General features: G+C 37.7%; 12 protein-coding genes and 1 pseudogene. 8 read left to right on the top strand and 5 right to left on the bottom strand.

The window, feature by feature from the left end; all coding sequences use genetic code 11:
• The first annotated feature begins 36 nt into the window (after positions 1-36).
• The 3 genes from FHY45_RS03965 (at position 37) to FHY45_RS03955 (ending at position 4,373) form a co-directional block, all read left to right on the top strand.
• Entirely contained in the window at positions 37-1,578 is a 1,542-nt protein-coding gene (locus FHY45_RS03965) for an alpha-amylase family glycosyl hydrolase (RefSeq protein WP_139891449.1), read from the top strand.
• A gap of 77 nt (positions 1,579-1,655) precedes the next feature.
• Positions 1,656-3,335: a glycoside hydrolase family 13 protein gene (locus FHY45_RS03960; protein WP_066101584.1), complete on the top strand. Its 1,680-nt coding sequence runs from the start codon at positions 1,656-1,658 to the stop codon at positions 3,333-3,335.
• Positions 3,336-3,353: 18 nt separating this feature from the next.
• The gene (locus FHY45_RS03955) at positions 3,354-4,373 is read left to right on the top strand and encodes a LacI family DNA-binding transcriptional regulator (protein ID WP_066101581.1); all 1,020 of its coding nucleotides are present in this window, start codon (positions 3,354-3,356) and stop codon (positions 4,371-4,373) included.
• Positions 4,374-4,439: 66 nt separating this feature from the next.
• On the opposite strand, the gene FHY45_RS03950 is transcribed toward FHY45_RS03955, so the two are convergent.
• Both FHY45_RS03950 and FHY45_RS03945 read right to left on the bottom strand, forming a co-directional pair.
• Positions 4,440-5,306, bottom strand: coding sequence for an SDR family oxidoreductase (locus FHY45_RS03950; RefSeq protein WP_139891448.1), 867 nt, complete (start codon positions 5,304-5,306; stop codon positions 4,440-4,442).
• Positions 5,307-5,517: 211 nt separating this feature from the next.
• Entirely contained in the window at positions 5,518-6,390 is an 873-nt protein-coding gene (locus tag FHY45_RS03945; RefSeq protein WP_066101576.1) for an SDR family oxidoreductase, read from the bottom strand.
• 209 nt (positions 6,391-6,599) lie between these two features.
• Between FHY45_RS03945 and FHY45_RS20775 the strand changes: the two are divergent.
• Positions 6,600-6,780 (top strand): annotated as a pseudogene (locus FHY45_RS20775) (hypothetical protein); the annotation flags it as partial.
• 83 nt (positions 6,781-6,863) lie between these two features.
• Here the strand turns inward: FHY45_RS20775 and FHY45_RS03935 are convergent.
• The 3 genes from FHY45_RS03935 to FHY45_RS03925 form a co-directional block, all read right to left on the bottom strand.
• A complete protein-coding gene (locus tag FHY45_RS03935; RefSeq protein WP_066101573.1) occupies positions 6,864-7,355 on the bottom strand; it encodes a YajQ family cyclic di-GMP-binding protein in 492 nt (163 codons plus the stop codon).
• Between the two features lie 127 nt (positions 7,356-7,482).
• Positions 7,483-7,617, bottom strand: coding sequence for a DUF3941 domain-containing protein (locus FHY45_RS03930; RefSeq protein ID WP_139891447.1), 135 nt, complete (start codon positions 7,615-7,617; stop codon positions 7,483-7,485).
• 87 nt (positions 7,618-7,704) lie between these two features.
• Positions 7,705-8,562 carry a DegV family protein gene (locus tag FHY45_RS03925; protein ID WP_139891446.1) on the bottom strand — a complete coding sequence of 286 codons (858 nt, stop codon included), beginning with the start codon at positions 8,560-8,562 and terminating at the stop codon, positions 7,705-7,707.
• Positions 8,563-8,697: 135 nt separating this feature from the next.
• Between FHY45_RS03925 and FHY45_RS03920 the strand changes: the two genes are divergently transcribed.
• The 4 genes from FHY45_RS03920 to FHY45_RS03905 all read left to right on the top strand — a co-directional run bounded on the left by FHY45_RS03920 (position 8,698) and on the right by FHY45_RS03905 (position 12,876).
• Positions 8,698-9,540 (top strand): YitT family protein, encoded by an 843-nt coding sequence (locus tag FHY45_RS03920; RefSeq protein WP_066101567.1) that lies wholly within the window; start codon positions 8,698-8,700, stop codon positions 9,538-9,540.
• A 458-nt stretch (positions 9,541-9,998) separates the two neighbouring features.
• A complete protein-coding gene (locus tag FHY45_RS03915) occupies positions 9,999-10,808 on the top strand; it encodes a YveK family protein (protein WP_066101564.1) in 810 nt (269 codons plus the stop codon).
• A complete protein-coding gene (locus tag FHY45_RS03910; RefSeq protein WP_077247960.1) occupies positions 10,798-11,487 on the top strand; it encodes a CpsD/CapB family tyrosine-protein kinase in 690 nt (229 codons plus the stop codon). The genes FHY45_RS03915 and FHY45_RS03910 overlap by 11 nt, the downstream gene beginning before the upstream one ends.
• Before the next feature lie 18 nt (positions 11,488-11,505).
• Positions 11,506-12,876, top strand: a complete 1,371-nt coding sequence (locus FHY45_RS03905) for a sugar phosphate nucleotidyltransferase (RefSeq protein WP_139891445.1) — start codon at positions 11,506-11,508, stop codon at positions 12,874-12,876.
• The last annotated feature ends 255 nt before the right edge of the window (positions 12,877-13,131 follow it).

Below are 13,131 nucleotides of genomic sequence, written 5' to 3'. Positions count from 1 at the left end.
GGTTATTTTGATGGGAGAAATAAGGGGGAAATTAGTATGTTAAAAAAAGTAATGGCCATTCTGCTGGCGCCGTTTATCTTACTTTCGACAATTCCAGTATCTGCGGAGGAAATAGAGGGAAGAGATTGGCAGGATGAGTCCATCTACTTCATCATGGTGGACAGATTTTATAATGGTAATACGAAAAACGATCATAGTGTGGACCTTGATAATCTTAATACATACCAAGGCGGGGATTTTGCCGGTATTATGCAAAAGTTAGATTATTTGCAGGAAATGGGCTTTACCACTATTGCACTGAATTCAATCGTTGAAAACACAGAATCAGGCTATCATGGAGATTGGGCTCTGGATTATAGAAAGATCAATGCGAATTATGGAACATTAAAGGAATTTAAACAGTTAGTGCAAGAAGCTCATAAACGTAATATGAAAGTGATCGTTGACTTTAATGCGAATCATGTCGGACCTAATCATCCATGGCTTAAGGATTCGGCAAAAGAAGATTGGTTTCATGAAAGAAAAGATGTGACCTCTGCAAGTAACCAGGAAGGGAAGCAGGCTGGATGGATAGATGGATTACCAGATTTAGCACAGGAAAATCCTGAAGTATCTGCTTACTTGCTGGATGCTGCGAAGTGGTGGATTACAGAAACCAATATTGACGGCTATCGCTTGAATGATTTGGAGTATGTTTCTGTTGATTTTTGGAGTAATTTCAGTAAAGAAATGAAATCGGTTAAAAATGATTTTTTTCTACTTGGTAATGGTACTATAGAAAATACATCTGATTTGGTTGGCCTTCAGGAATCAGGCATTGATGGTGTACTAGATAAACAACAAATGGAAGCGTTGAGAGAGGTATTTGCTAAACCGGATCAGAAGATGAATTCATTATTCACTATCTGGAATGAACGAATGCAAACGATGAGTCAGCCACATCAGTTGGGAGTTATGGTTGATACAGAAGATATACCTAGATTCACTAAGTCAATGCAGGATCATAATCAATTCCCTGGAACGAGATGGGAATTACTAATGACCCATATGTATACCATGCCTGGTATCCCAATGGTTTATTACGGATCCGAAATAGCCATGAATGGTAATGAGATACCTGATAATCGCCGTATGATGGATTTCAGAACAGATAAGGATTTAATTGAATATATTGGTAAAATAGCTGCACTGCGTAAAGAATATCCTGCTTTAAGGAAAGGAACTCTTGAACTTTTGAACGAGCAGGATGGAATGGCCGTCTACAAAAGAGAGTATGAAGACCAAATAATGATAGTTGCGATTAATAATAGCTCGAAAACAAAAACCATTCAACTTGATGCAGCTAATCTTCCAGCAAGTGAAGAGTTACGTGGCAGGCTTAATGCAGATATGGTCAGAAAAAGTAATGATACCTATTCAATTACTTTGGATCGTGAAACATCAGAAGTCTATTTGGCAGCAGAAAAAAGCGGCGTAAATTATGTATTCATTGCTGTAATCGTTTTAGTTAATATCTTGTTCTTTGGGTTCCTTTATTTGGCACGAAGAAAAGGCAAACGGCAAAACAATCATAATTGAACGAAAATGGAGGGATGTTATTTCTCTCCTTTTTTTTAATAATAATCATAGACTAGCATAAGTGAGGATGAAAGTGCTTGAATAAGAAATGGTGGAAGGAAGCAGTTTGTTATCAAATATATCCAAAGAGTTTTAAAGATTCCAATGGAGATGGGATTGGAGATTTACGAGGGGTAATTAATAAACTTGATTATTTAACCGAACTGGGGATAGATGTTATCTGGATTTGCCCTATTTATCAATCCCCCAATGCGGATAATGGTTATGATATCAGTGATTACCAAGCAATCATGGACGAGTTTGGAACGATGAAGGATTTTGACGAATTACTGGAGAAAGTTCATAAACGGGGTATGAAATTAATAATGGATCTGGTTGTTAACCATACAAGTGATGAGCACCCGTGGTTTTTAGAATCCAAAACATCAGTAGATTCACCTAAAAGAGATTGGTACATATGGAGTGATGGAAGCCCTAGTGGCCCACCGAATAATTGGGAGAGTATTTTCTCCGGCAGTGCATGGGAATATGATGTGGAAAGTGGGCAATATTATTTGCATGTATTTGCAACAAAACAGCCTGATTTGAATTGGGAGAACAAGGATATGAGAGAGGCCGTTTATAATATGGTCAATTGGTGGTTAGATAAAGGGATTGACGGATTCCGTATTGACGCTATTAGCCATATAAAAAAGAAGGCTGGTTTTCCAGATGCAGCAGGATTAGATGATAACGGGATAAAAGGTTTCAAGATGTATACGGACCAGGATGGGATTCATGATTTCCTTCAAGAATTAAAGATGAAAACATACTCAAACTATGACATTATGACGGTGGGAGAAGCAAGTGGGGTAAGAGCCGAAGATGCAGACCCCTGGGTAGAAGAGCAAAAAGGTGCTTTTGATATGGTATTTCAATTCGAGCATTTGAGCCTATGGGAAAAAGAAACTGAAGTTGATCTCGACCTTGTATCATTAAAAAGAATCCTGTCAAAATGGCAAACTGTATTACATGGTAAAGGCTGGAATGCGTTGTTCATTGAAAATCATGATAAACCACGTATTGTATCCGTACTGGGAAACGATCAGGAGTATTGGCAAGAAAGCGCTAAGATGCTAGGAACTATGTATTTCTTCATGCAGGGTACCCCTTTTATTTATCAAGGGCAGGAAATTGGCATGACAAATGTAGCCTTTCCTTCTATTAATGATTACGATGATATTAGCATGAAGAATTACTATCAGTTAGAAACTGCCAAAGGAAGAGACCATCTTGAAATTATGAAGGTAATATGGAAAAACGGACGTGATAATTCCAGAACACCAATGCAATGGGATGATTCGTTAAACGGTGGTTTTACATTAGGAATACCTTGGATGAAGGTGAATCCAAATTACCAGGAGATTAATGTAAAGCATCAGCGTCAGGATTCCAATTCGATTCTTTCCTTTTATAAAAAAATGATTCGCTTGCGCAAGCAGTATGATTGTCTTGTTTATGGTGAATATAAGCTTTACCTTGAAGATGATCCTAATGTGTACATGTACTCCAGATATACAGATGAACAAACCGCTTTAGTAATCTGTAATTTCAATAAAGATAGTGAAGCTATTACTTTACCGGTGTTCAATGGGTTGACAGGGGAGCTAATCCTTAGTAATTATAATAATCATAGTGAAGAAACAGACGAACAGGGTAATATCTATTTATCACCATATGAATCAAGAGTCTATCTCTTCAAACAGATCGCTGAATAGGAAATGGGGAACAATCGTATGGCGATAACGATAAAAGACGTAGCGAAATTGGCAAATGTGGCACCTTCGACAGTTTCCAGAGTAATTGCCAACAATCCAAGAATAAGCGAGAAGACAAAAAGAAAAGTAAGAGAAGCAATGGAAGAACTCGGCTATCATCCAAATTTTATAGCGAGAAGCTTGGCAAACAAGTCAAGTGAGGTTTTAGGAATCGTTATGCCCAAGTCTGGAGATGGATCTTTTTTAAATCCATTTTTCTCTACGGTTATGAAGGGTTTAAGCCAGGCTGCGCATGAAGACTTGTATGGCTTACATATTACTACGGGGATATCGGATGAAGGAATATTTAATGAAGTTGAAAAAATGGTACATGGCGGCAGAGTGGACGGAGTTATTTTGCTTTACTCTAAAGTTGACGATACCGTATTGAACTATCTATATAAAATAAATTTCCCATTTGTTGTTATTGGAAAACCACCAATGCATGACAGCAGTATTACGTATGTGGATAACGATAATTTTCAGGCCGGCAAGGATGTAGCCGATTATTTACTTGCGAACGGGCATAAGGATATCGCCTTTATTGGAGGGAGTGCCCATCTGGTCGTCACGATTGAACGGATGAGAGGGTACGAGGAAGCATTGAAGGAAGCTGGAATACCTATTTTAAAAGAATATGCGATTCATGAAGATTTCATGCTTGAAGGCGGTAAAGAAGCAGTCAAGCAATTAATGAATCTTGAAAAACCTCCTTCAGCATTGATAGTTGCTGATGATTTTATGGCACTTGGTGTACTGAACATGCTTGATGAAATGGATATCAGTGTTCCAGAGGATATCTCAGTAGTAAGCTTTAATAATGTCTTAATTTCTCAATTGTCAAAGCCTCCTCTTTCCTCTGTGGATATCAATATAGAGAAATTGGGGTATCAGGCAGTCAAATTGCTGATTTCCAAAATAAAGAACCCTCAGGGACCAACAATGCGTATGATTATTCCGCATCAATTCATTATTCGATCATCTGTTACAAAAAAATAAGGTACTTTTATAAAGAAACGGTGAAGACATCTTAAAGGTGTCTTCACCATTTTCTATCTTTATCCATTATCCATTAACGACACTGCCGCCATTTACATGCAAGGTTTGTCCAGAAACATAGGACGAGTCATCACTTGCCAGGTAAACATAAGTAGGAGCCAATTCATCAGGCTGCCCAATACGGCCAAGCGGTGTATTTTGACCCCAGCTTTCTTCAATTTGCTCAGCAGAGAAGGATGCGGGGATTAACGGTGTCCAAATAGGTCCTGGTGCAACGGCATTCACATAGATGCCCTTAGGAGCAACACTATTTGAAAGGGCACGGGTAAAGGATACAATCGCTCCCTTTGTAGATGAGTAATCAATTAACAATGGATTACCCTGGTAGGCTGTTACACTGGCAGAATTGATAATCTTGCCGCCCTTCGGAAGATGTTTCATGGCTGCTTTTGCCATATAAAAATATCCGAATATATTGGTTCGGAATGTGCGTTCCAATTGTTCTGACGTTATGTCAGTAAATTCTTTTTGAACATGCTGTTCTGCAGCGTTATTGACAAGAATATCGAGTTTACCGAATGTTTCAACGGTCTTTTCTACAGCATTTATGCAAACATCTTCATATCCAACATCGCCTGTGATTAACAGGCATTTTCGGCCTTCCGCTTCTACAAGCTCTTTTGTTTTTTCGGCATCTTCTTGTTCTCTATCGACATAAAGAATAGCTACATCGGCGCCTTCTTTGGCAAAGTAGACTGCAACTGATCGGCCAATTCCGCTGTCACCGCCAGTAATAATAGCCACTTTATCTTTTAATTTCCCACTGCCTTTATAGGAAGAAGTAACGGTAATAGGTTCGGGATCCATTTTATACTGCAATCCCGGTTGTACTTCTTGCTCTTGTCCTGGCGCATTATTAAATCTTTCACTCATAACTGAATACCTCCTATATTTTTCATCTATGTGTATACTTTTCCACTGTTTGTTGAAACAAAACATTTTTCGTCATGAAGGTCGCTGAATAAGATTATATAGTCGGCGTCAAGTGAGGGGCGATAAACTATATAGAAAGAAAATCGAAAAGGGTAACACCCTCAATTGAGAGTGTTACCCTGTCTTTGTGTATATGATCTAGAATCGTTAATTACCCATTCACAACAGAGCCGCCATTGACATGAAGGACCTGTCCGCTGACATAGCTGGAATCATCACTTGCCAAATAAACATAAGTTGGGGCTAATTCGGATGGTTGTCCAGCACGTCCAAGTGGAACGTTTTTACCAAATTCAGCCACTTTATCAGCCTCGAATGTAGCAGGAATTAATGGTGTCCAAATTGGTCCCGGTGCTACTGCATTCACGCGGATTCCTTTGCTGGCAATACTATTGGAAAGCGCACGTGTAAAGGATACAATGGCACCTTTCGTTGAAGAATAATCAATCAATTGTGCATTACCTTGATAGGCTGTTACAGAAGTTGTATTAATGATGGAGCTTCCTTTAGATAAGTGAGGAAGGACAGCTTTTGTTAAATAGAATTGTGAAAAGATATTGGTTCTAAATGTTTTTTCTAATTGTTCATCACTGATATCCAACAGGCTCTCCTGAGGATGCTGTTCAGCTGCGTTATTGACTAAGATATCAATTTTGCCGAATTCACTTTTAACTTTTTCGGCGACTTCGCGGCAAAAAGCACTGTCACCGATATCTCCAGCCAATAGCATACATTGTACGCCTTCGTTTTCCACTAAATCTTTTGCTTTATTCGCATCCTCGTGTTCATTCAAATACACAATCGCAACATTGGCGCCTTCTTTAGCATAATAGTGGGCAACAGATCGGCCAATCCCACTGTCTCCGCCTGTGATAATCGCTACTTTTCCTTTTAATTTATCGCTGCCTTTATAATTTTCATCGACTTCTTTTGGTTCAGGATGCATTTCGTTTGTTACACCAGGTTGAGTATCCTGTTCTTGGGCTGGAAATCCATCTTTACCGATTTTTATATCTTCATTCATTTCACAACATCCTTTCCAATTAATGTTTCCCTATTGTTATTCCTCATTTATGGAAAAAGAAACATGGAAATAGGATTAAAGTTAAGGATGTTTTATTACTTACAAAAAAAGCACTGGAAAATATGGTGTATGTAAAAAAATGTGATGATTTGCTGATTTTAATGTCGTTTTGTTAATGCTCAAAACAATAGGATCCAAGTAGTGATAGTGAAGAAATTCAGGATTTTTTAACCGAATTAAAAATAAACCCTTTGAGAAGGTTGGGCTATTAAGGGTAATGCTCATTAGATGGACTGAAAATTTTAAAGCATTAGAGAATAAGAGTTTTATTACTGGGCTTCAGTGGGCATCACTGCACAAATAGTTCCCTATATTAAACCTGAAAAATAGAAAAAAAGCCATCGTGTAGCCGATGGCTTTTTAGATGCAATTCAATATGCCTCTATAAGTAGCTCTTCAAACCTATGTAACTACTAGCGGAAGTTGATAAATTGAACTTCAATAGAAAGATCCGCTTCCCGAATGGCTGCAATAACTTGCTGAAGATCATCCTTGCTTTTTCCGGTCACACGGATTTGATCGTCCTGTATTTGGGATTTAACTTTGTTACCCACATTTTTAACAATTAAATTAATTTTCTTTGCGTTGTCTTTATCTATTCCTTGAACTAATTTAGCTCGTTGACGAACTGTGCCGCCTGAAGCGCCTTCCATTTTCCCATAATCAAGGTTCTTGATGGGAACGCCGCGTTTTATGAGCTTGCTCATCAAAACATCCTTTAACTGCCCCATTTTGTAATCATCGTCAGAAACAAGCACGAGTTCCTCATTTTCCAGCTTAATATCACTTTTGCTACCTTTAAAATCATAACGTGTTTTTACTTCCTTCATTGCCATCGTTACAGCATTTGTTACTTCGGATAAGTCAATTTTTGAAACCACATCAAATGAGCTTTCTTTAGCCATACTATCCCTCCGTTTTTTAACTTTATTATAAAAAAAGCACTATATAAGTTCAATTACAAGTAAAAAAGAGGATTTTTTATTGAAATCCTCTTTATACACAGTTAATATGTTGAAATGGAGATTTTACTTATAAGTGATCAGTCTTTTTTGAAAAAGATTTTTTTCCGGCTTTTCGGTTTTTCTCTTCCTGAATATTTTTAATTTCATGTTTAGCTTGGTTATCTCTGGCTTTTTTATCATTATCTGAAGTATGATATCCCATGTGTGATTGCCCCTTTGCAATTTATTTACTACGCATATGTGTAGTATGCTGCAAGTAGGGGAAAATATGTATACATCAGAATGTATTTCAGGATAGTTTATTTAAGAAAAATATCGCAATGGTACCTGGACCGGCATGAGCGCCAACAGTTGCACCGACAGATGAAATATATACGGATTTTGGTTGGAAATTTTCTTCAATTAATTGCTTGAATTCCATAGCTTTTTCGATATCATCGCCATGACTGATTCCAATTATTTGTTTATCTAATTGGTCTCCTCGTTCTTTCATTACATCGATGACGGCTTGCATCAGTTTTTTGCGGCCGCGGAATTTATCCAGTGGAACCAGTTTGCCATCTTCAACATTTAGCAGTGGCTTGATATTCAATAACCCGCCGAAAAAAGCAGATGTTTTGGAAATTCGGCCACCTCGAGCCAGGTATTCCAAATTGTCTACCGTAAATAAATGTTCCATATGGGAGGCTGAAAACTGTGCTGTTTCTTTCAGTTCTTCAAGACTGGCTCCTTTAGCAGCTTTGCGTACGGCTTCCATGACGACTAGGCCATAGCCCAAAGACGCGCATTTACTGTCGACAATTTCTAATTGAAGATCCGGGTACTCAGCTTTAACTTCGTCTCTCATCATAACAGCTGTTTGATAGGTACCGCTTAATTCGGAAGAAAATGCGACATAAAGTCCGGGTTGTTTATTTTTTGCCAGCTCTTCGAATTTTTCGTAAAAACTTTGTGGAGACACCTGTGATGTTTTGGGTGCTTTTCCTTCGCGCATGGCATCGTAGACTACTTTTGGTTTGATTGTAACTTGATCATCATATTCATTGTCATCAAGATGTACTTTTAATGGAAAAAGAATGATGTTGTTATCCTGGAAGTATTCTAATGGCAAATCGCTTGCACTATCAGCCAAAATTTGTACACTCATATAGACACCTACTTTTTTAAAATTTACTTAGTTTAATTATAAGTCTATTATCTTTTATAGAAAACAAAAATTGTTCACATATCTATCTATCATGGGGAATTTATTTTCAGTTGTCAACTTAAGGAGGAGCTAAATTTGGTTTGGAATGAAACAAAAAAAATACTGGCTGTTGTGGTTGGAGCTTTATTAAATGCAATCGCAATGAATTATTTCTTGATACCTGCAAACGTGTTTGCGAGTGGGTTCACGGGTACAGCCCAAATTATATCAGCAGCATTGGACATGTTTACGAATATTAATTTATCTACAGGTATATTATTACTTGCTCTTAATATTCCGATTGCTATTCTTGCATGGTTTAAGGTTGGAAGGTCTTTCACAGTGTACAGCTTTTTAGCTGTTGTATTAATGTCATTATTCTTAGAAATATTACCGGTACAATCCTATTCAGATGATATTATCCTAAATGCTGTTTTCGGCGGTGTAATTGGAGCGGCCGGTGTGGGAATCACACTGCGATTCGGTGCTTCCACTGGTGGTATGGATATCGTGGCAATGATTCTTTCTAGAATCAATGATAAGCCAATCGGCATTTACTTTTTAATGCTGAATGGAGCTATTGTAGCCATTGCGGGGCTTATGTATTCAGAAGAACAGGCACTTTATACATTAATTTCATTATATGTTTCTACGAGAGTAATTGATGCTATTCATACAAGACATATAAAAGTTACAGCTATGATTGTAACAAGACATGCAGATGAATTGAAGCAGGCGATTCATTCCAAGCTGGTACGCGGAATAACAATGATTCCTGCTGTTGGAGCCTTTACGGGCGAAGATAAAAATATGCTAATGATTGTGATAAGCCGTTATGAGCTATATGATTTACAGAGTGTTATTCAGGAAGTAGACCCACATGCATTTACAAATATCGTTCAATCTACCGGAGTTATCGGTTCTTTCCGGAAAGATTGACAAGGAATAAACCCTTTCCGTGTGCTTTAGAGCGAACGGAAAGGGTTTATTTTTGAATGTAGGATAAGAATGAAGATGCATAGAGAACTAACTATCCTCAATATAGAAAGCGCTTACAATAAATGCTTTTTTTTGCGAAAAACATTTATCTTATAAAAAAGCGAAGGTAAAGTAATTTAAATTATTTTGAAATGGTGTTAAGAAAACATGGCCAAGGGCTGTTCATTATAAATTATTACCTTTGATTATTAAATCGACTGGTGGATAAGTATATAAAAATACGAAAAGGCTTACATTCATTATTTAGAATCAATATAAACTGAAATACCCTAAAATAAATAAATTTTACCAAAATACAAATTTTGACAATTTAAACCCTTTTCTAATTCTAGGTTCTATACTACAATCAACAATAAGTTCTCTTTTGAGAACAAAAAAAGAAATGTATGGAGGTTGGGATGGAAGATACAGTAAGTTTTAAGGATATTTTAAGTGTATTAAAGAGACGGTTAGTACTTATTATTTTGATGACGTTAATAGCGGCTCTGGCCAGTGGCATTATTTCCTATCTCTTTTTATCTCCTTCGTATGAATCATCCACACAAATTCTTGTCAACGACACTATGAACACGAACGAACAACAAAATCAGGATAAGAAAACAAAAAAAGAGGACGCCAAAACTGATAGCAATGAAACTAATTTAATCGACCCTAATCAAGTCCGTGCGAATATTGAATTGATTCATACATACAGTATGTTGATCAAGAGCCAGGCTATTCTAGCAGATGTAATTAGTGAGCTCAGCCTTGACAGAAGCATCGATAAATTAAATGAGCAAGTCACAGTAAACACGACTCAAAATTCTCAAGTTGTTGAAATAGTCGTCAAGGATCAGGACCCTGTTCTGGCAGCGAAAATGGCCGATAGTATTGCGACAGTATTCCAGCAAGAGGTTACTACATTAATGAATATTGATAATATTCATATTCTCGCGAATGCAAATGTTGAAGAGCCTTATGGGATATTTAATCCAGATATGATTAGAAATGTACTGATTGGTTTTTCATTAGGCTTATTTTGTGCTATTGGGGTAGCTTTCTTGTTGGAGTACCTCGACCCTACAATCAGAGATGAAAAAGATATCCTTTATGAATTAGGTATACCGGTTATTGGAAATATCCCGGAAATTAAAGTTAGCAGCAAAAGCATGGAAAGGCAGATGGAGGACAGCCGGGTGAAAATAGGAGGACGTACATTTGAGTCGTAATAGAAATAAAGACTTGCTGGTGAGCAAGGAAAGAGCGAAATATGCACAAATTTATAAACAATCGATTGTGAGTGAGCAGTACAGATTGCTGCGCTCAAGCATAACGTTTTCTCGAATTGGTAAAGACATCCAGACTCTGCTTGTCACATCTCCAAACCACGGGGACGGCAAAACGACCACCGCCGCAAATCTGGGTATCGTGCTAGCCCAGCATGATAAAAAAGTCATCGTCATTGATGCTGATTTAAGAAGACCGAAGATTCATAAATTATTTGACCTTAAACAATCTGATGGCTTAACAGCTATTCTTGCTGGCAAAGCGACTGTGGATGAAGCTATATGCATTTCAGATATACCAAATCTCCATATCATCCAGAGCGGTCCCGTAACCAAAACATCGTACGAGCTCTTAACAGCAAATCGAATAGAGGACATTATCTCGATTCTAAGCCAGCAATATGACACCATAATATTTGATACTTCACCTATCTTGTATACCGCTGAAACGCAAATACTTGCTAATCTTTGTGAAGCTTCCATGCTGGTCGTGAAAAGCGGTCAGACATTAAAAGAAGATGCAAGAAAGGCAGTAAATGTTTTACAAGATTCCAAAGCGGAATTATTGGGAGCTTCATTAAATGGAAATCCAATAAAACCAAAGGCTTATCAATATAACTGATTATTAAGGAGTGGTTAAATGCAGGTTATCCTTTTATCTGGAGGATCGGGGCAAAGATTATGGCCTTTATCTAATGATTCACGTTCAAAGCAATTTCTGAAAGTATTGGAAGGGCATGATAAGACAAACGAATCAATGTCTCAGAGAGTATGGCGACAAATGGATGAAGTAGGACTAATGAAGTCGGCAGTTATTGCGACGAGTAAGAAACAAGTGGATATCCTGAAAAATCAGCTCGGCTCAAACGTTCCCCTTATTATTGAGCCAGAGCGGCGGGATACTTTTCCGGCAATTGCTCTTGCTGCCTCCTACCTATATTCGATCAAAGGAATCAGCCTAGATGAAGTAGTTTCCGTTTTGCCCATTGATTCTTACGTGGAAAATGATTTCTATGAATCTGTGAAAAAATTGGAGGATACGCTAAACACAACAGATTGCAGTATTGCTTTAATGGGAGTGGAACCAAGCTATCCTTCTACTAGTTTTGGCTACATCGTTCCAGAAAAGAAAAATGATGGGCTAGTTCTTGTTAGCCATTTTGTAGAAAAGCCGACAGAAGAGTATGCACAAAGATTGATAAAGGAAGAGGCATTATGGAATTGTGGTGTATTTGCATTTAAGTTAGGTTTTATGATTTCGATTTTAGAAGAAATGAATTTGCCTATAGAGTACGAACAGCTACAAAATGTCTATGAACTCCTGCCTAGTATTAGTTTTGATTTTGAAGTTGTCGAGAAAACGAAGAATATTGTCGCTCTCCCCTATAAAGGAATATGGAGGGACCTGGGGATTTGGAGCACCTTAACTGAGCAAATGATCGAGACTGTTCAAGGCTTAGGTGTTATTTGCCCAAAATCTCATAATACCCATATCATCAATGAGCTGGACATTCCAGTTGCGGTTCTTGGTATGCCAGATGCGGTGGTTGTCGCGAGCCCCGATGGCATCTTAGTTGCCAATAAAGGTTTGAGTCATGATCTTAAGAAATTCATATTTCATTTTAATCAAAGGCCGATGTATGAAGAGAGACGATGGGGGTCGTATAAAGTCCTTGATCAAACCGTCTATGATAATGGGACAGAAGTGCTCACAAAAAGAATAACCATTCATGCCGGCAGCAATTTAAGCTATCAGGAGCATAATAAGAGAAAGGAAGTTTGGACTATTCTCAAAGGTGAGGGTTCTTTGGTACTGAATGAATATATATACGATGTGAAGCCGGGAAGCGTAATTGAAATTCCAGCTGGCACAAGACATGCATTGAAAGCTATTTCCGACTTGGAATTAATTGAAGTTCAAAAAGGTAGTTCGCTGACGGAGGAAGATGTGCATAGAATTAGCATGGAATGGGATGAAATTCTTCCTATGATTAGCTCAGTGACTCTTTAGTACATTTATATAGTTCGTTATTAAGAACAAAGAGAGCTATATAGAAACGTAATAGAAGGACTGAATATTCAAGCCAAAAGTAAAAGTAAGCATATTCATGGGAAAAAGAGTGAATGAAATTCTTTCTCTGATTAATTCAATCACTCTTTAGTATACCTATAAAATTCGTTATTGAGAACAAAAGGGGGCTGGAATGGAAAAATAATTAAAGGACTGGAACAACTCAAACCAAAAGTAAAAGCCACCATATATCAG

This window comes from Bacillus sp. D386 (assembly GCF_006346415.1).
Note: the sequence above shows the minus strand (reverse complement) of the source record. Positions and strands in the feature narration are given on the sequence as shown.